Origin of the sequence: Novosphingobium humi (genome assembly GCF_028607105.1) — a bacterium.
Taxonomy (GTDB): Bacteria; Pseudomonadota; Alphaproteobacteria; order Sphingomonadales; family Sphingomonadaceae; genus Novosphingobium; species Novosphingobium humi.
Genome location: NZ_CP117417.1, coordinates 932,006 through 950,096 on the forward strand (window position 1 = coordinate 932,006; position 18,091 = coordinate 950,096).

Below are 18,091 nucleotides of genomic sequence, written 5' to 3' on the forward strand. Positions count from 1 at the left end.
GGTTCTCATATGTGTGGTTTTGCCGGAATCTTTCACCTTGAGACCCCCAAGCCGGTCGATCCGGCGCGGGTTGAGCGGATGTGCGATGCCATCGCCCATCGCGGGCCGGATGGTTTTGGCGTGTGGACCGCGCCGGGCATCGGCATGGGGCATCGCCGCCTCTCGATCATCGATATTGCCGGTTCACCCCAGCCTATGGCCTCCACCGATGGCCGGGCGATGCTGCTGTTTAACGGCGAGATCTACAATTACCGCGAATTGCGCGCCGAGCTGGCGGCGCAGGGGGCGGTGTTTCATACCGATGGCGACAGCGAGGTGATCTTGGCCGCCTATCAGCGCTGGGGCGTCGATTGCGTATCGCGTCTGGCGGGGATGTTTGCCTTTGCCATTTATGACCTCGATCAGCGCTCGCTGCTGCTGGTGCGCGACCGGCTGGGGGTCAAACCGCTGTTTCTGGCTGAACTTTCCGATGGCAGCCTGATTTTCGGGTCCGAGTTAAAGGCGCTGATGGCGCATCCCGGCCTGCGGCGCGAGATCGACCCGCTGGCGGTCGAGGACTATCTGGCATGGGGCTATGTGCCCGATCATCGCTCGATGCTGAAGGGGGTTGAGAAATTGCCTGCGGGGCATCTGATGATCCTGAAACATGGCGCGCCCAAACCCGCCCCGCGCGCATGGTGGGACGTTTCCTTTGCCGAGCGCCGCAAGGGCAGCGCGGCGGATCTGTCGGCCGAACTGATCCATCTGATGCGCGATGCCGTGACCAGCCGGATGGTGGCCGATGTGCCGCTGGGGGCGTTTCTGTCGGGCGGGGTCGATTCCTCCTCGGTGGTGGCGCTGATGGCCGAGGCGAGCCATGCACCGGTCAAGACCTGCTCGATCGGGTTCGACGTCAAGGCGCTGGATGAAAGCGATTATGCAAGGCGGATTGCCGAGCAGTTTGGCACCGATCATCAGAGCCGCATCGTCTCGCCCAATGATTTCGAGGCGGTCGATCATCTGACCGCGATGTTCGATGAACCCTTTGCCGACGCCAGCGCCCTGCCGACATGGCGCGTATGCCAATTGGCGCGCGAGACGGTGACGGTGGCGCTCTCGGGCGACGGGGCCGACGAGGCCTTTGCCGGATACCGCCGCCATGTGTTTCAACATGGCGAGGACCGGGTGAGGGGGATGATCCCGGCCGGGTTGCGTCAAGGGGTGTTCGGCACGCTGGGGCGGCTCTATCCCAAGGCCGATTGGGCGCCGCGCCCCTTACGGGCGAAAACCACGCTGCTCAACCTCGCGCGGTCCAGCGAGGAGGCCTATACGGACGCGATCAGCGTGACCGGGCCAGCCTTGCGCGACCGGCTCTATACCGAGGAATACCGGCGCCTGCGCGGCGATTACCGGGCGGAACAGGCGTTTCTGGACTGTATGGCCCGCGCGCCTGCGCGATCAGGGCTGGACCGGGCGCAATATGCCGATCTCAAATTCTGGCTGCCCGGCGACATCCTGACCAAGGTGGACCGGGCCAGCATGGCGGTCAGCCTTGAGGCACGCGAGCCTTTGCTGGACCACCGCCTGATTGAATTTGCCGCCACTCTGCCCGAGGCCATGCGCGTCAAGGGCGGGCAGGGCAAATGGCTGCTCAAGGATTCGATGCGGCGTTATCTGCCTGATGATATTCTGTTTCGGCCCAAGCAGGGATTCGTCACGCCCATCGCGCAATGGCTGCGCGGGCCTCTGGCGGGCGAGGCGCGAAAAATTGCTGCGCAGGCCAAAGACGGCGGCGGGGCGCTGGGGCGGATGGGTTGGTTAAATCCCATTAACCTCAATGAAATCGCAGAAGCGCATATTTCCGGACTTTCTGACCATTCGCGCCTCTTGTGGCAATTGTTGATGCTCGACAGGTCGCTTGTCCATCTGGGCATTGCCTGATAGGCTTTCCAATCGGCACAGGGATTGATTGGAAAAAATTGTTTCATTTTGAAACAGTGCGATGTAAAAAGTCTTTGCAATCCGTGGCTTAGCATGCCTAAACTTTACCCGGTACTAGAGAGCGGGAATGACGCAATCGCGCGGCATTTTCCGTGATCGGAAAGGGTCGTGACGAGATGGACCGGATCACCGGTGAAATGGGAAATTTGCCTCCCTATGGGGACAAGGGGGGCAATCATGGCATCTTCTTTACGCAAGAAGATGCTGCCCAGGCGGCCCGAAACCGGCTTGCCGTTCCCGAGGCGCTGACCGATCTTGAACAGCTCGACGTCCTGTATGACGATGTGGCCGGCACGATCTGGACCTTTATGCGCCCCAACGGGCGGCCCAGCTTTACCCCGGCGTTGCTGCGCGATTTCGAAAACTGGCAGGATCTGATTGCCGCCAATTTCGGGCCGGACAAGATCCCGCTGCGCTATCTGGTGCTGGGCAGCCGGACGCCCGGCGTGTTCGGTTTTGGCGGCGATCTGGAACTGTTTCAGAGCCTGATCCGGGCGCAGGACCGCGAAGGGCTGGCCGCCTATGGCCATCGCTGTGTGGCCATTCTGGACCGCAACCGGCGCGCGCTGGATCTGCCGATTGTCACGATCGGGCTGGTTCAGGGGCAGGCGCTGGGCGGCGGTTTCGAGGCTGTGCTGTCCTTCGATTATCTGGTGGCGGAAAAGGGCGCGAGTTTTGGCCTGCCCGAGGTGATGTTCGGCCTGTTCCCCGGCATGGGCGCCCATGCGATCCTGTCGCGCAAGCTGGGCACGGCGGCGGCGCAGCGCATCATCCTGTCCAACCGCACCTACAGCGCGCAGGAGATGTATGACCTGGGCGTGGTGACGCATCTGGCCGAAAGAGGTGAGGGCGTGGCCTATGTGCAGGATTTCATCGCTAAGAATCAGCGCCGCCATGGCGGGCTGGTGGCGGCGCAAAAGGCGATCCGGCGCGCCGCTCCGCTCGAACTGCAGGAATTGAACGATATCGTCGACCTGTGGGCCGAGGCCGCGCTGGGCCTGTCGGAAAGCGATCTCAAGCTGATGTCGCGTCTGGCCGGGGCGCAATCGCGCAACCATTCGGCGGTGGCATAAGGATCAAAGGGGGCGCTTTTACCGGGCGCCCCTTTATTCTTCCCGCCTTTATTCTTCGCCATGCCCCTTGGCCATATAATCCTGGCTCTGCATTTCGGTCAGGCGGCTGATCGTACGGTCGAATTCAAAGCTGCCGGTGTCGGTGTCCTTGTCGCCCGCATCATAAAGCCGGTCGAGCGGCGCATCCGCCGTTACGAACAATTTGACCTTATGCTCATAAAGCGCGTCGATCAGCGTGACGAAACGCGCCGCTTCGTTGCGCGTATCCTTGCCCAGACGCGGGATGCCGACCAGAATCACCGTGTGATAGGCCCGCGCCACGGCCAGATAATCAGCCGCCCCGCGCGCATCGCCGCACAGCTTTTTGAAGCTGAACACCGCCACGCCCTTCAGGCTTTTGGGCACATGCAGGATGCGCCCGCCGCCCACATCCAGATCTGCCGAGGGCACATGGCGCGCATCCTCGGGCGGAAAGTCGGTCAGGCGGAAGAACACTTCGCGCACCCGCTCGGTCGCGGGCAGGCCCAGCGGGCAATGCCAACTGCGGATACCGGCGAGACGCTCAAGCCGGTAATCGACCGGGCCATTGAGCGTCAGCACATCCAGTTCGTTCTCGATCAGCGCGATGAAGGGCAGGAAATGCTCGCGGTTGAGCCCGTTCTTATACAGTTCGGACGGCGCGCGGTTGCTGGTGGTGACCAGCGTCAGATTGTGATCGTGGATCAGCGCGGTGAACAGCCGGCTCATGATCATCGCATCGGCCGAATTGTTGACGACCATCTCGTCAAAGGCCAGCACGCGCAGCCCCTCGGCAATGCGCGCGGCGACCTGGGGGATCGGGTCGCCCGTTTCGCCCTGACGCACATCGCGCATGATGGCGTGCACGTCCTGCATAAAGGCATGGAAATGCACGCGCCGCTTTTCGGTGATGTTCAGCGTGTCGTGAAACAGGTCCATCAGCATGGACTTGCCGCGCCCGACCCCGCCCCACATGTAAACGCCGCGCGCGCGTACCGGCTTACGCCCCAGCAGGCGGCCAAAGAACCCGCCCCCCGCAGGCGCCGCCTCCAGTTCCTGTTGCAGCCTGTTCAACCGTTCTGCGGCGGCCGCCTGTTCCCGATCGACGCGTAATTCATGGGTATGGATCAGCGCCCGAAAGCGTTCGATCACAGTCGCAGGATTGGCCATCGTAGCGTCTTTGAACTCTCAATCGCAGGTGATGCGGGCCAGAATATCGCCATCGCCATCGACCCGCGTGGTCAAGGGCATCGAGCGATAGATACCGCCGTCACGCTTCATTTCCGGGCCGTTGCCCTGCCAGTGCAGTTTGCGGCCCGCGTCGGTCGTTTCCGCATAGGCGTAAAGCGGGATATCTTCAATCTGGGTCAGCTTCTCGCCGGTGGGCGCGCGCAGATACGAGCTTTCGCGCGGGTTGAAATAATACCAGCCCTGATCGTGCAGCCCCTTGTGATCGGTATAATCCAGCAGGACGCGCAGCGGGCGCGGACAGGCGTTCTGGACAAAGATCTGACGCCGCGCCTGCGCAGAGGCTTGCTGCGCGCCGCCGACGATGGCGGCAAAAGCGATAAGGCTGGCAAGGGTGGTGCGGAGCATCGTATTTTCCCGAGGATCAAGCGCAGATTGCGATCATTTACGTGTCGCTAACCTATTCATACGGGGGGCATCAAGAGTTTGCGCGGAAATCGGATGCAAAAAAGCACCGCCGGGCGGGACCCGGGCGGTGCTTTTTGCGTTCTGGGCGCCGGCCTCAGACGTGGCGCTCGGCCTGCATCTTCTTGATTTCGGCAATGGCGCGGGCGGGCGAGAGGCCCTTGGGGCACACATTGGCGCAGTTCATGATCGTGTGGCAGCGATACAGACGGAACGGATCTTCCAGCTCGTCCAGACGCTCACCGGTGAATTCGTCGCGGCTGTCGGCCAGCCAGCGATAGGCCTGAAGCAGGATCGCCGGGCCGAGGAACTTGTCGCTGTTCCACCAGTAGCTCGGGCACGAGGTCGAGCAGCAGGCGCACAGGATGCACTCATACAGACCGTCGAGCTTTTCGCGCTGTTCGGGGCTCTGCAGACGCTCCTTGCCCGAAGGCGTGGTCGAAACGGTCTGAAGCCAGGGGCGGATCGAGGCATATTGCGCATAGAAATGCGTGAAGTCAGGGACGAGGTCCTTGATCACTTCCATATGCGGCAGCGGCGTGATGCGAACATTGCCCGAAAGGTCTTCGATCGCGGTGGTGCAGGCCAGACCATTGCGGCCATTGATGTTCATCGCACAGGAACCGCAAATGCCTTCACGGCACGAACGGCGGAAGGTCAGCGTCGAGTCCATCTCGTTCTTGATCTTGAGCAGCGCGTCCAGAACCATCGGACCGCAGGCGTCGAGGTCGATCTCGAACGTGTCATAGCGAGGGTTTTCGCCGCTGTCGGGATCATAGCGATACACGGTGAATTTCTTCACCTTGGTCGCGCCCTCTGCCTTATGGACGATGCCATTCTTGCTGATCTTGCTATTGGCGGGGAGGGAGAACTGGGCCATTTTCCGCTGCTTCCATCTCTGAACACGATTCTGGTAGGGGCGTAGAGCCCCCGCTCCGTAGGGCGCGCATAGCCCCCTGCTTGCCCGCCTGTCTAGTGTCTTGTCGGGCAGGAGCAAGCAGAGATTTTTGCACTGCGGCGAAAGTCGCAGATTTTATGCCCGATCGGTCGCTGTCATTGGCCTATGTAATATGCCCGATCGGTCGCTGTCATTGGCCTATGTAAAAAGCCGGGGAGCGCTGGGCTCCCCGGCTTGATACTTGGACGGCCCGAAGGCCTATCGCGCTTGCAGGCGCTTATTCGCCAAAGGTGCGCTGCCACCAGCCGCGGCGCGGCGTGGCCGAAGCGTCATCCTCAGCCGCCGGGGCGGTTTCGGCAGGGGCGGCCTCAGCAGCCGCCTCAACCGGAGCAGCTTCAACCGGGGCGGCTTCAACCGGCGCGGCTTCAACCGGGGCGGCATCGGCCTTCTTGCGGCGAACGCGTTTGGGCTTGGCCGGGGCTTCCTCGGCGGCCGGTTCGGCCGGCGCGGCCTCAACCGGCGCGGCATCGGCCTTCTTGCGGCGAACGCGCTTGGGCTTGGCCGGGGTTTCCTCGGCAACAGGCTCCACCGGCGCGGATTCTGCCGGAGCGGCTTCCACAACGGCTTCGACCGGGGCGGCATCGGCCTTCTTGCGGCGAACGCGTTTGGGCTTGGCCGGGGCTTCCTCGGCAACAGGCTCCGCCTGAGCGGCTTCCACCGGAGCGGCCTCGACCTGGGCGGCGGCCACTTCGACCATCGGCTCAGCCACGGCTTCGACCGCCGGGGCGGCTTCGGCTTCGTCTTCGCCCGCTTCGGCCTGTTCCTCGCTGGTGCCTTCTTCGCCTTCGCCACGGCTGCGGCTGCGGCGACGCTTGCGACGGCGGCGCTTGCGCGGACCTTCCTCGCCCGCTTCGGCACTTTCGGACTGCGCCTCGGTGTCGCCCTCGGCTTCCTCGGCCTCGTCGCCTTCCTCGCCCTCAACAGGCTCGGCGCCCTCGTTCACGCCTTCCTCGGCGGTGCCATCCTCGCGGCGGTCGCGGCCGCGGCCACGGCGACGCTTGCGGCGCTTGCGGCGGCTGTCGGCACTTTCGCCCCCGGTTTCGGCTTCGGCGGCTTCCTCGGCCTCTTCCTCGATCTCGTCCTCAAAGTCCTCCTCGGGCAGGTCCTCGAGGTCTTCCTCCAGCACCAGCGGCTCGAACTTGGGCACGAATTCGTTGCGCGGACCCGACGAGACGACGCGCATCTTGGCGCCTTCATTCTCGCCTTCGGGGATCACTTCAACCGAGACGCCATAGCGATGCTCGATCTCGCCCAGATCAAGGCGCTTGGCATTGAGCAGGTAGATCGAGGCTTCCTGGCTGGCGAACAGGGTGATGATCGTGCCCTTACCCTTGGCCGCCTCTTCCTCGATCAGGCGCAGCGCCGACAGGCCCGCAGACCCGGCAGTGCGCACCAGACCCGTGCCGTCGCAATGCGGACACGAACGGGTGGTGGCCTCCAAAACGCCCGTGCGCAGACGCTGGCGGCTCATTTCCATCAGGCCGAAGGACGAAATGCGGCCCACCTGAATGCGCGCGCGGTCGTTCTTGAGCGCTTCCTTCATGGCCTTCTCGACCTTGCGGATGTTCGAGCCATATTCCATGTCGATGAAGTCGATGACGACCAGACCAGCCATATCGCGCAGGCGCAACTGACGGGCGATTTCGCGCGCGGCCTCAAGGTTGGTGGCGACCGCTGTCTGCTCGATGCCATGCTCCTTGGTGCTGCGGCCCGAGTTGATGTCGATCGACACCAGCGCTTCGGTCGGGTTGATGACGATATAGCCACCCGACTTCAACTGAACCACCGGATCATACATCGCGGTCAACTGATCCTCGGCACCAAAGCGCTGGAACAGGGGCACCGGATCGGCATAATGCTTCACCCGGCGCGCATGGCTGGGCATCAACAGCTTCATGAAATCACGCGCCGCGCGATAGCCATCGTCGCCCTCGACGATCACTTCCTCGATGTCGCGGTTATAGATGTCGCGGATCGCGCGCTTGATGAGATCGCTGTCCGAATGGATCAGCGCGGGCGCGGCCGATTTCAGCGTGTTCTCGCGGATATCGTCCCACAGGCGGGCCAGATAATCGAAGTCGCGCTTGATCTCGGTCTTGGTGCGCTGAAGGCCCGCCGTGCGCACGATGCAGCCCATGCTCTTGGGCAGGTCCATCTCGGCGATGATGGTCTTCAAACGCTTGCGGTCGGCAAAGCTGCTGATCTTGCGCGAAATCCCGCCGCCATGGCTGGAATTGGGCATCAGCACGCAATAGCGACCCGCAAGGCTGAGATAGGTGGTGAGAGCCGCGCCCTTGTTGCCGCGCTCTTCCTTCACCACCTGAACCAGCAGCACCTGACGGCGATGGATCACGTCCTGAATCTTGTAGCGGCGGCGCAGCGCCATGCGCTTGGCGCGCAGTTCTTCGGCTTCCTTGGCGTGGCTGGCGTTGCGCCCGCCTTGACGGCGCCCGCGACGGCCGCGACGTTCGCCGCCTTCTTCGCTTTCCGAGGCTTCTTCGGCCTCATGATCGCCATCGAAGCCGTCTTCGATATGGCCCGCCTCGATGGTGGCCACGCTGCCCTTTTCGGACGTGTCTACCTCGATCAGCGACCCGGCGTCCTCGACGCTGCCGCCCGCGAAATCGTCGGCCAGACCTTCGCCCAGATCATCGTCGCCGACGAAATCTTCCTCACCCTCGGCCACCGCGCGCAGGGCGGCTTCTTCCTCGGCATGGGCGGCCTCTTCGGCCAGCAATGCCTCGCGGTCTTCCTTGGGGATCTGATAATAATCGGGGTGGATTTCGCTAAAAGCGAGGAAACCGTGGCGGTTGCCCCCGAAATCGACGAAAGCGGCCTGAAGCGACGGCTCGACGCGCGTCACCTTGGCCAGATAGATATTGCCCTTGATCTGCTTGTGATCGGCAGAATCAAAGTCGAATTCTTCAATACGGTTGCCCTTGAGCACCGCCACCCGGGTTTCTTCCGAGTGGCGCGCATCGATCAGCATGCGCGTTGACATTATGATTTCTCCAGCCGCGCGCGGTCCGGGCTGTGCCCAGCGGCGAAAGGCCCGGCAATGGGGCGCGGCAATTGTTGTGGTGTTCGCGCGGCGTGGCATATGGCTTTGTTGGGGCCATGGCCGTCGGCGCGAGGATCGACAGGCCTGGCGCGTTCATCGCGCGCCGGGCATGAGTGGAAAGGCCGGAGGCGCCATCAGGGCCGCCGGCGTTTTTCGTGTCTGCAAGGCTGGGGAGGCGCCGCGAAATGCTGCGCGCGGCGATGGCATGTTGCTTCATCGAAACGCAGCCCATTGCTTCCGAAAAGGAAATCTCGGACTGCTTTCTGGAATGCGACCAAATTGTCGTGAAGCGATCGGCCATCGACAAGTCTTCCGCCCACGCCGCAAAGCCGCCTTGCGGCTGCGGATTCTGGGACGGAACACAACTCATCATACCTGCATCAACCTGTACGTCCGGCCAGAAAACACGACCGGGGCCAAGGGCAGGTTTTGTCGCGCTTCCCTTTTGCTTGGCCCGGCCATAATGGCGGGCGGCGATGCCTTGGGGTGGACACGCCTGCGTACCTGTCTGGTTTGTGCGGGCGGGCCCTGAAAAAGGCAGGGGCGCGGGGAATAGACTGCCCCCGGTCTTTCCCTGCTAGCACCCCTTGTCTTTCCGGGCAAGTTCCATGCGATGCGTGATTCTACCCTTTTTTTGGCGGCCCCCATGCGATTAACACCAACGCCTCGTTAACCCCATTGCGCCCATAAGGGGCAAAGCCTACCAAAGATCTCGTCTTTGCCCCGATGGATCCCGCAGCCCCGCGCAATGTCCGAAGCCTCGTCCGATCCTGTTGCCGCACCTGTGGATCTTTCCCTGCCCGATCATCATGGGCCGTGGCCGGATGAGGCGCCCCGGCGCGGGCCGGGGCTGGGTCTGCTGGTCTTTGCCCTGTTCGCCCCGCTGCTGCTGCTGGCGGCGATGCTGTTGATGGACGGCTGGATGGGCGCGCCGGGCTTTACCCGCGATTATGTGGTGCGCTTTGACCTGCCGCCGCCCGGCGCGTCTGCGCCCTTGCCGGAAATTGCCGGGCCCAGCGATCCTCGCAGCCCTTTGGTGGTGATTGACGCCGGGCATGGCGGGCATGATCCGGGCGCGCATGGCGAGCATCAGGCGGAAAAGGAGTTGACCCTCTCGCTGGCTCTGGCGCTGCGCCAGCGTTTGCTGGAGGTGGGAGGCATCCGTGTGGCCATGACGCGCTCTGATGACCGCTATCTGTTGCTGGAGGAGCGTTCGGGCATCGCGCGGCGGATGAAGGCGGACCTCTTCATCTCGATCCACGCCGACAGCGCCGATACGCCGGGCGCCCATGGCGCGACGGTTTACACCCTCTCCGACCGGGGCAGCAGCGAGGAGGCCGAGCATCTGGCCGCATCGGAAAACCGCGCCGATACGGTCAATGGCGTGTCGCTGGCCAGTACGAGCAGCTCGGTTTCGGCCATTTTGGTGGATCTGTCGCAGCGTCGTGCGGCGGAAATGTCGACCAACCTTGCCCGCCTGATCCTGCGCGAGGGACAGGGCGGCGAAGGGGGCGCGCGAATCGATTTCCGCGAACGCGCGCTGCAATCGGCGGCCTTTGTCGTGCTCAAATCGCCTGATGTGCCCTCGGTGCTGTATGAGGCGGGCTATATTTCCAATCCCGATGATGCCGCGCGGCTGTCCTCGCCCGCCGGGCGGCGCGATTTTGCCTATGCCACGGCGCAGGCGATCCGCGTTTACTTCGCCCGCTTGCGTGAAACGCCCATACAGAGCGAAACGGGGGCCTCTTCTGCCGTGCCGATCCTTGAGGAAACGGCGGGCGGGCGTGAGACCCTCGGCGCGACTGCGACACCTTAACCGCTGGCAAAACCCTGCCCGCCCATGCTAGGGGCGCAAATCTATGGCGCCCAGCGATCCTTCCCAGCCCGGTTCTGATCCGAACAATTCGCCCGATCAGAATGAAAACTCTCACCTGCGCATCCGCCGTCAGGCGGGGGGCGCATGGCGCCGGATGGTGGCGCGCCCGTTGTCTTTTCTGGGGCCGATAACGGGGCGCTTTGGCGCGTGGCTGCGCGCGCGCTGGCAAAGCGGGAGGCTGTTTCGCATCGGCGCGCTGGCGCTGGGGCTGGCGCTGGCCTTTTGGATGCTGCTTTATGTGACGGTTCTGCGCACGCTGCCCTCGGCCGACACTTTGCTGACCTATCAGCCGCCCTTGCCCACGATGGTGCGCGGCAATGACGGCGCGATCGTCTATTCCTATGCCCGCGAACGGCGCGTCCAATTGCGCTATGTCGATTTTCCCAAGCAGTTGGTGAATGCGTTCCTGTCGGCCGAGGACAAGAATTTCTTCCATCACGGCGGGGTTGATTTCATCGGTCTGGGGCAGGCGGTGGTCGATTACGCGTTGAAATATGGCAGCGGCGAACGCGCCCGCGGCGGTTCGACCATTACCCAGCAGGTGGCCAAGAACATCCTGATCGGCGACGAATATTCGGTCAGCCGCAAGCTCAAGGAAATGATCGTCGCCTTCCGCATCGAGGGCGTGCTGACCAAGCAGCAGATTCTTGAGCTTTATCTCAACGAAATCCCGCTGGGCCGTCAGAGCTTTGGCGTGCAGGCCGCCGCGCGCGCTTATTTCGGCAAGGATGTGGACAAGCTGGAACTGCACGAGGCGGCTTTCCTCGCCATCCTGCCCAAGGCGCCTGAAGTCTATGGCCGTGCCAAATTCGCCGACAAGGCGATTGCGCGCCGCAACTGGGTGCTGGACCAGATGGTGAAGAACGGCGCGGTCGATGCCGCCGCCGCCGCCGCCGCCAAGGCCCAGCCGCTGGGCCTGATCCAGCGCCGGGTGGAAACCTATGATCCTTCGGTCGGCTATTTCGTCGAGGAAGTGCGCCGACAGTTGATCGCCAAATATGGCGAGAACGCCGAGGACGGCCCCAACAGCGTCTATGCGGGCGGGCTGTGGGTGCGCACCTCGCTCGATTCCGAGCTTCAGAAAGCGGCGCAGGAAGCCTTGCGCGCGGGCCTGCTGCGCTATTCGGCGGGCAAGGGCTGGCACGGGCCGATCGCCCATATCGACCTCGACCCCGAACATTGGCAGAGCCAGTTGATCGGGTTGAACAAGACGATTGCCTATAAGGACTGGCGTGTCGGCGTGGTCCTGCGGCGCGGCGGAAATGGCCAGATCGGCTTTACCGACGGCAGCACGGCCGCGCTGACCGGCCTGCTCGATCCGGTGCGGGTGGGCGATGTCGTGACCGCTGCGCCGGTTGGCGGCGGGGTCTATGGGCTGCGCCTGCTGCCCGGCGTGGGCGGCGGCATGATGGTGGAGCAGCCCGGCACGGGCCGCGTGCTGGCCGTGGCCGGTGGATTCGATGATGGGCTCGACGCCTTCAACCGCGCCACCCAGGCCCAGCGCCAGCCCGGCTCGACCATCAAGCCCTTTGTTTATGCCACCGGCCTCGACAATGGCATGACGCCCGCCAGCATGGTCCCGGACCAGCCCTTCTGCGTCTATCAGGGCGCCAATCTGGGCGAAAAATGCTTCCGCAACTTTGACAGCCGGGGCATGGGCGGCATCCATACGATGCGCTGGGGCCTTGAACAGTCGCGCAACCTGATGACGGTCCATATCGCCAATGATGTGGGCATGGACAAGGTGGTCAAGACCTTTGCCAATATGGGCATCGGTAAATATCCGCCCTATTTCGGCTTTGCGCTGGGCGCGGGCGAAACCACCGTGGCCCAGATGGTCAATGCCTATTCGGCGCTGGCCTCGAACGGGGTCCAGCATGACCAGACCTTTGTGGATTTCATTCAGGACCGCAACGGCAAGGTGATCTGGCGCGCGGATGAGCGGGCCTGCAACGGCTGCAACATGCCCGATTGGGATGGCAAGCCGATGCCGCGCTTTGCCCCGCGCGGGCGGCAGGTGATGGATGCGCGCACGGCCTATCAGACCGTCCATATGCTCGAAGGCGTGGTCCAGCGCGGCACGGCGGTGACGCTGCGCGATCTGGGCCTGCCGCTGTTCGGCAAGACCGGCACGACCACCGGCCCCACCAATGTGTGGTTCGTGGGCGGATCGCCTAGAATCGTGGGCGGCGTCTATATCGGCTATGACCAGCCCAAATCGCTGGGCGGCTATGCGCAAGGGGGGACCTATGCCGCGCCGATCTTCAAGCAATTCGTGCAGTTGACCAAGACGCGCTGGGATCACACGCCCTTTGTCGCGCCGCCGGGCATCCGCATGATGAAGATCAGCCGCGCCACCGGACAGCGCGTTTTCGGCGGCCCGCCGGGCGATGATCCCAAGGCGGAAGTCATCTGGGAGGCCTTCAAGCCCGAGACCGAGCCGCAGCGCGTGGGCCGTCAGGAACAGGTCGCGGCCAAGCGCAGCGAATTGCTCGACGCGATCCGGCGCGGGTTTGATGCTCTGGGCGGGCGCGTGTTCCAGCGCGGCGATGGCGAGGATATGGTGGTCGAGCAGTAAGCCCGGCCGCCATCAGCCCATCTTGCCGGTCCGCAGGGCCTGCGCCCATCCGGCGCGGCCCATCGCCTCGGCTCGCCGTGCCGCGCTTTCATGGTCATAGGCCACCGCGTGCAGCGTGACCTGCCAGCGCCCATCGACAAATTCGGCGCTGAGGTATCGAGCATCGGGCGTGCCGGTTTCCACCACATGCCATGATGGCACATCATCCTCATAGGCGGGCAGACCGACGCTGCCCGCATTGGCGATCTGGCGCCCATCGGCCAGCGCCACGACGCGGGGCATATGCGTATGGCCGCAGAGCGTCAGCGCATGATGGCTGGCGTGCGGCAGGATTTCCTCATGCGTGGCCTCGCGCATCCGCCCGCGACTGCCCTTGCGGCGGCGGTGGAGCCAATAGGTATCGTCGCTGTCGGGCGTGGCGTGGCACAGCAGGACACTGTGGGGCCATTCCATCGTGCCGGGCAGGGCGGCCATCCATGCGCGGATGTCATCGTCAATGGCGGCATGGGCGGCGGCATCGGTCGGGCCCATCTGCGCCGGGTCGATGGTCAGCAATTGCCGCTCATGATTGCCCGCCAGCGTGGGCCAGTCCAGCGCCATCAGCCTTTGCGCCGTTTCGCGCGGCCAAAGCGGGCCGGACAGCGAATCGCCCAGATTGACGATTTGCGTGATGCCGCGCGCGCCAATGTCGGCAATCACCGCCTCAAGCGCGGGCAGATTGCCGTGAATATCGGAAACGGCGGCAAAATGCAGGCTCATCTGGCGCGCCAGGCCGCCTCGATCAGCGCGGCGGCGGCGGTCATCCCGGCCTGGTTGGGGTGATAATTGACCCCGTCCTTCTTGGCCAGATCGGGGCTGGCGCCGTTCGACCACGGCGCCGCGCCGCAAATGCCGTGATCGGCCGAGGCGCGATCCAGCGCCACCGTCCGCGCAAAGGCGCGATAGGGGCGCACCGCAGCCTCGGTAATCGCGCTCAGCGTTGCGGGGATGGGGCGAATCTGTTCGACCGCTTCATCCGACAGGCCGGTGGCGGGACAATTGCCCCTGGCGGGCATCAGCGAGAAATATTGCACGATCAGCACGCGCGCCTTGGGCGAGCGTTGATGGATGGCGGCGATCATGCGGTCCATGTCGGCGGCCAGTTTCGCCTTGGCCTCCTGCGTCAGCGGGGCGAAGGGCGTGCAGCCTTTGGGGAAATAGCGGGCGCGCTCGGCTTCGCCCAGCGCGGGGCAGCGCAATTTGCCGATGGCGGTCATATAGCCCAGATCATTGCCGCCGATCGTCACCGTCACCAGCCGCGTATCGGCATCCAGCGCATCGACCTGCGCGGGCAATTCATTCCACGCCCCCAGAATATGCGCGGTGGTTGCCCCGCTGCACGAAACGTCCTTCAATGCCAGCCCGGCCTTTTGCGCGAAAATATGGGCCGCATTGCTGGCCGAACGCGCGCAGCGATTGGGCGGCGTGTCGGCGCTCTGGCCGATGTTGGGGCCTGCGGCATAGGAGCTGCCCATGGCGACATAGGGCGCGCCCGCAGAGGCGGCGGCGGGCAGCAGGGCAGGGGCGAGCGAGAGCGCGAGCAGGGCGGAGTTTTTCATGGGAGGCAGGATTTGCCGATTATCGCCCCGCTGGCAAGAGAGCGGCTGTGTTTCGCACAACGTGTCCGTTCGGCTCTCTGGACAGAAGGGGGCAACAGGCACATTCTGCGCAGCCATGAAGAACCCCCGTCACCTGTTCGCCCCCGCGCTGGCCGCTGTTGCCGTCGGCGCCTTGTTGTCCACCACGGCGCGGGCCGAACTGGCCGTGGGGGCCGCCGCCCCGGCCTTTGTCACGCAAGGGGCCAAGGCCGGAAAGCCCTTCACGTTCGACCTGAAACAGGCGCTCAAGAAAGGACCGGTCGTGGTCTATTTCTATCCCAAGGCTTTCACCAAGGGCTGCACACTGGAGGCCCATGCCTTTGCCGAGGCGAGTGATGATTTTGCCAAGGCGGGCGCGATGGTGATCGGTATGTCGGCCGATGATCTGCCCACGCTGGAAAAGTTTTCGACGATGGAGTGCCGCGACAAGTTCCCGGTGGCGATTGCCGATGCCGGGATCATCAAGAATTATGACGTGGCGCTCTCCATCCTGGGCATTTCTGCCTCGGTGACCAGGCGCACCTCTTATGTGATCGGCATGGATGGCAGGATCAAGCTGGCCTACACCGACATGGATTACAAGGACCACGTCTCCAAGACGCTGGCCGCGGTGCGGGGGCTGGCGGCGAAGCATTGATAGCAGGGCCGGGCGAGGGGGTTAACATCTGCCCGTCCGGCCATCCCGTTTCGAGACTTTCGCATTGTGCAAATGGGCGTGCGGGCGATCTTTGGGTATGGGGATTTTGCGTCTGATTACCGGCGTTTGAATTTCCCTCATGGACCATGGAAGGCACGCGATGATGCGAAACTTGCGCAATATCCTGACGCTGCGCACAGCGGCGATTTCCCTGTTGATGCTGGCCCCCCTGATGACGCCGGGCGGGCATTGATCGCCATGGGCGGCATCGCTGGGCCGAATAACGCAGGGATGCCCTGACGCTTTCCCTTTACTTTCCCCGCAATCCGGCTAACGCGCCGTGGTTTGGATGTAAGGCAAGGGTATAGACCATGCGTGCCGAAGGGCAGGCCCATATTGACCGGATCGAAGCAGCCTTGGCGCTGGTCCGCAAATTTCTCGATTGGGAGCGCGCGCTGCGCCGCTTTGACGAGTTGAACGCGCGCGTCGAGGACCCGAAACTTTGGGACAATCCCAAGGAAGCCGAAAAGGTGATGAAGGAACGCCGCCGTCTGGAGGCCTCCATCGGCGCGGTGAACCAGATTTCGGCCGAGATGAAGGACGCCATCGAGTTCATCGAACTGGGCGAGATGGAGGATGATGAGGCCACCGTTGAGGAAGGCCTCTCGACTCTGGCGGCTCTGGCCGAGCGCGCGGATCGTGACAAGGTGCAGGCGCTGTTGGCGGGCGAAGCCGACGGCATGGACACCTATATCGAAATCCACGCGGGCGCGGGCGGCACCGAATCGCAGGACTGGGCCTCGATGCTTTTGCGCATGTACACGCGCTGGGCGGAAAAGCGGGGCTTCAAGGTCGATCTGATCGAGTTTCAGGCGGGCGATACGGCGGGCATCAAGTCGGCCACCATCCTGTGCAAGGGCGAGAACGCCTATGGCTATGCCAAGACCGAGAGCGGCGTGCATCGCCTGGTCCGCATCAGCCCCTATGACAGCTCTGCGCGCCGCCATACCTCGTTCAGTTCGGTCTGGGTCTATCCGGTGATCGACGACAGCTTTACGATCGAGATCAATCCGGCGGATCTGAAGATCGACACGTATCGTGCGTCTGGTGCAGGTGGTCAGCACGTGAACACGACCGACTCGGCCGTGCGAATCACCCACGTGCCCAGCGGCATCATCGTGGCCAGCCAGATCGACCGCAGTCAGCACAAGAACCGCGAAACCGCGATGAACATGCTGAAGGCGCGTTTGTACGAGGCCGAAATGCAGCGCCGCGAAGAAGCCGCCAACGCCGAGCACGCTTCGAAGAGCGACATCGGATGGGGTCATCAGATCCGCTCCTATGTTCTTCAGCCTTATCAGATGGTCAAGGATCTGCGCACAGGCCTGACCAGCCCGACGCCTGCCGATGTGCTGGACGGCGATGTGGATGCCTTCATGGCCGCCGCTTTGTCGCAGCGCGTGACGGGCGAAAAGGTCAATGTCGAGGACGTGGACTGATGTTCCCTGTGCTGGGGCGCCGGCATTTTATCGGTGGCGCTCTGGCGGCGGGGGCTTTGGGCGTGGGGCGGGTTGCTGCTTCCTTGCCGCATATGGCGGAGCCGTTGGAGCAATTGGAGCGCCGTTTCGGTGGGCGGCTCGGGGTTGCGGCGCTGAGGCTGGATAGCGATGTGCCCAGAGCCACTTCATATGATGGCCTCGGATACCAGCGGCCTGAATTCTTTTACGTCATCTGCTATGGCGAAGCTGGCCGTTTTGCATTTTGCTCATCCTTCAAGCTGAGTCTTGCCGCACTGGTGCTGAGCGGGGCGGAAAAGGGCGAATGGCGGCTTGATGAGAAGCTGCGCTTCGGCAAGGATGATGTTCTGTTCCATTCGCCTGCCTTGCAGGCAAGGTTGGGGCGGCGCGCCATCTCTATTGAGGAGGCCGCCGAGGCAGTGCAGAAGCTGTCTGACAACGGCGCGGCCAATTTGCTGATGCGCCGGATCGGCGGCTTTGATCGGGTTAACCAGTTCTGGTGGAGCCTTGGCGATCCAATCAGCAGGCTCGACGATTACGAAACCGTGCTCAACCGTGTTCCGCTGGGCAGCGTGCGCAATAGCACCACGCCTTTGGCAATGGCGGGCAATCTGATGAAACTTTTCCGCCAAGGGGCTCTTTCGCCAGCTGTGGCTGCCAAGCTCAAAGGCTGGATGCACGACACCACCACCGGCAAGAACCGCCTGCGTGCGGGCCTGCCTGCCGATTGGTGGGCGGGGGACAAGACCGGCACGGGCACGCCCGCCGATATTCCGGGCACCTATGTCGATTTGGCGTGGGTCGAGCCGCCGAAATTGCCCCCCTTTGCGATTGCCGCCTTTTATCAGCCGCCCAAGCCCACGCCCGATGGCGATTCGCATGCCGAGGAGGTGTTGGCGCAGGTGGGGCGCATCGTGGCCCAGGCCATTATGTCGCAAGGAAAATAGGACAGAATGCAGACGAGCTATGCTGATTTTAGTCGCATGCTTGGCCGAAAGGTTTATGAACGCTATTTGAACAATTGGAAGGTCCGATCGCCCCGATCGGATCTTCCGGGGCCGCAGGGGAGGGGGAGGGTGCTTCTCTTTTTGCGGTGTGTCGGG

General features: G+C 63.4%; 14 protein-coding genes. 7 read left to right on the forward strand and 7 right to left on the reverse strand.

Going from position 1 to position 18,091, the window contains the following annotated elements; all coding sequences use genetic code 11:
• Window positions 1-9: 9 nt before the first annotated feature.
• Together PQ457_RS04200 and PQ457_RS04205 are read left to right on the forward strand one after the other, a co-directional pair.
• A complete protein-coding gene (locus PQ457_RS04200; protein ID WP_273618527.1) occupies window positions 10-1,920 on the forward strand; it encodes an XrtA/PEP-CTERM system amidotransferase in 1,911 nt (636 codons plus the stop codon).
• A gap of 197 nt (window positions 1,921-2,117) precedes the next feature.
• Window positions 2,118-3,053 carry a crotonase/enoyl-CoA hydratase family protein gene (locus PQ457_RS04205; RefSeq protein ID WP_273618528.1) on the forward strand — a complete coding sequence of 312 codons (936 nt, stop codon included), beginning with the start codon at window positions 2,118-2,120 and terminating at the stop codon, window positions 3,051-3,053.
• A gap of 48 nt (window positions 3,054-3,101) precedes the next feature.
• Here PQ457_RS04205 and zapE read toward each other — a convergent pair whose 3' ends face one another.
• From zapE to PQ457_RS04230, 5 genes are all read right to left on the reverse strand, one after another.
• Window positions 3,102-4,241 carry a cell division protein ZapE gene (gene zapE, locus PQ457_RS04210; RefSeq protein ID WP_273618529.1) on the reverse strand — a complete coding sequence of 380 codons (1,140 nt, stop codon included), beginning with the start codon at window positions 4,239-4,241 and terminating at the stop codon, window positions 3,102-3,104.
• 18 nt (window positions 4,242-4,259) lie between these two features.
• Window positions 4,260-4,667, reverse strand: coding sequence for a hypothetical protein (locus tag PQ457_RS04215; protein ID WP_168602373.1), 408 nt, complete (start codon window positions 4,665-4,667; stop codon window positions 4,260-4,262).
• Between the two features lie 154 nt (window positions 4,668-4,821).
• Window positions 4,822-5,604 (reverse strand): succinate dehydrogenase iron-sulfur subunit, encoded by a 783-nt coding sequence (locus PQ457_RS04220; RefSeq protein ID WP_168602374.1) that lies wholly within the window; start codon window positions 5,602-5,604, stop codon window positions 4,822-4,824.
• Between the two features lie 295 nt (window positions 5,605-5,899).
• On the reverse strand, window positions 5,900-8,683 hold the full coding sequence (locus tag PQ457_RS04225; protein WP_273618530.1) for an Rne/Rng family ribonuclease: 2,784 nt from the start codon (window positions 8,681-8,683) through the stop codon (window positions 5,900-5,902).
• Window positions 8,607-9,044, reverse strand: a complete 438-nt coding sequence (locus PQ457_RS04230; protein WP_273618531.1) for a hypothetical protein — start codon at window positions 9,042-9,044, stop codon at window positions 8,607-8,609. Before PQ457_RS04230 ends, PQ457_RS04225 begins: the two co-directional genes overlap by 77 nt.
• 447 nt (window positions 9,045-9,491) lie before the next feature.
• On the opposite strand from PQ457_RS04230, the gene PQ457_RS04235 reads away from it, so the two are divergent.
• Together PQ457_RS04235 and PQ457_RS04240 are read left to right on the forward strand one after the other, a co-directional pair.
• Window positions 9,492-10,559: an N-acetylmuramoyl-L-alanine amidase family protein gene (locus tag PQ457_RS04235; RefSeq protein ID WP_273618532.1), complete on the forward strand. Its 1,068-nt coding sequence runs from the start codon at window positions 9,492-9,494 to the stop codon at window positions 10,557-10,559.
• Window positions 10,560-10,713: 154 nt separating this feature from the next.
• Window positions 10,714-13,197 (forward strand): penicillin-binding protein 1A, encoded by a 2,484-nt coding sequence (locus PQ457_RS04240; RefSeq protein WP_273619244.1) that lies wholly within the window; start codon window positions 10,714-10,716, stop codon window positions 13,195-13,197.
• A 12-nt stretch (window positions 13,198-13,209) separates the two neighbouring features.
• Here the strand turns inward: PQ457_RS04240 and PQ457_RS04245 are convergent, their stop codons facing one another.
• Both PQ457_RS04245 and PQ457_RS04250 read right to left on the reverse strand, forming a co-directional pair.
• Window positions 13,210-13,956, reverse strand: a complete 747-nt coding sequence (locus PQ457_RS04245) for a metallophosphoesterase family protein (protein ID WP_273618533.1) — start codon at window positions 13,954-13,956, stop codon at window positions 13,210-13,212.
• Entirely contained in the window at window positions 13,953-14,795 is an 843-nt protein-coding gene (locus PQ457_RS04250; RefSeq protein ID WP_273618534.1) for an SGNH/GDSL hydrolase family protein, read from the reverse strand. The genes PQ457_RS04245 and PQ457_RS04250 overlap by 4 nt, the downstream gene beginning before the upstream one ends.
• Before the next feature lie 115 nt (window positions 14,796-14,910).
• On the opposite strand from PQ457_RS04250, the gene PQ457_RS04255 reads away from it, so the two are divergent.
• The 3 genes from PQ457_RS04255 (at window position 14,911) to bla (ending at window position 17,935) form a co-directional block, all read left to right on the forward strand.
• Window positions 14,911-15,471 (forward strand): peroxiredoxin, encoded by a 561-nt coding sequence (locus PQ457_RS04255; RefSeq protein ID WP_273618535.1) that lies wholly within the window; start codon window positions 14,911-14,913, stop codon window positions 15,469-15,471.
• A gap of 371 nt (window positions 15,472-15,842) precedes the next feature.
• Window positions 15,843-16,970, forward strand: coding sequence for a peptide chain release factor 2 (gene prfB, locus PQ457_RS04260; RefSeq protein WP_273618536.1), 1,128 nt, complete (start codon window positions 15,843-15,845; stop codon window positions 16,968-16,970).
• On the forward strand, window positions 16,970-17,935 hold the full coding sequence (gene bla / locus PQ457_RS04265; RefSeq protein ID WP_273618537.1) for a class A beta-lactamase: 966 nt from the start codon (window positions 16,970-16,972) through the stop codon (window positions 17,933-17,935). The genes prfB and bla overlap by 1 nt, the downstream gene beginning before the upstream one ends.
• Window positions 17,936-18,091 lie beyond the last annotated feature (156 nt).

Bases quoted from the DNA above. Each gene is read 5' to 3' on its own strand.
- PQ457_RS04235 (WP_273618532.1), top strand. From the start codon at position 9,492: ATGTCCGAAGCCTCGTCCGATCCTGTTGCCGCACCTGTGGATCTTTCC.
- PQ457_RS04250 (WP_273618534.1), bottom strand. From the start codon at position 14,795: ATGAAAAACTCCGCCCTGCTCGCGCTCTCGCTCGCCCCTGCCCTGCTG.
- PQ457_RS04215 (WP_168602373.1), bottom strand. From the start codon at position 4,667: ATGCTCCGCACCACCCTTGCCAGCCTTATCGCTTTTGCCGCCATCGTC.
- prfB (WP_273618536.1), top strand. From the start codon at position 15,843: ATGCGTGCCGAAGGGCAGGCCCATATTGACCGGATCGAAGCAGCCTTG.
- PQ457_RS04230 (WP_273618531.1), bottom strand. From the start codon at position 9,044: ATGGCCGATCGCTTCACGACAATTTGGTCGCATTCCAGAAAGCAGTCC.
- PQ457_RS04245 (WP_273618533.1), bottom strand. From the start codon at position 13,956: ATGAGCCTGCATTTTGCCGCCGTTTCCGATATTCACGGCAATCTGCCC.
- PQ457_RS04200 (WP_273618527.1), top strand. From the start codon at position 10: ATGTGTGGTTTTGCCGGAATCTTTCACCTTGAGACCCCCAAGCCGGTC.
- PQ457_RS04205 (WP_273618528.1), top strand. From the start codon at position 2,118: ATGGGAAATTTGCCTCCCTATGGGGACAAGGGGGGCAATCATGGCATC.
- zapE (WP_273618529.1), bottom strand. From the start codon at position 4,241: ATGGCCAATCCTGCGACTGTGATCGAACGCTTTCGGGCGCTGATCCAT.
- PQ457_RS04225 (WP_273618530.1), bottom strand. From the start codon at position 8,683: ATGTCAACGCGCATGCTGATCGATGCGCGCCACTCGGAAGAAACCCGG.
- bla (WP_273618537.1), top strand. From the start codon at position 16,970: ATGTTCCCTGTGCTGGGGCGCCGGCATTTTATCGGTGGCGCTCTGGCG.
- PQ457_RS04255 (WP_273618535.1), top strand. From the start codon at position 14,911: ATGAAGAACCCCCGTCACCTGTTCGCCCCCGCGCTGGCCGCTGTTGCC.
- PQ457_RS04220 (WP_168602374.1), bottom strand. From the start codon at position 5,604: ATGGCCCAGTTCTCCCTCCCCGCCAATAGCAAGATCAGCAAGAATGGC.
- PQ457_RS04240 (WP_273619244.1), top strand. From the start codon at position 10,714: ATGGTGGCGCGCCCGTTGTCTTTTCTGGGGCCGATAACGGGGCGCTTT.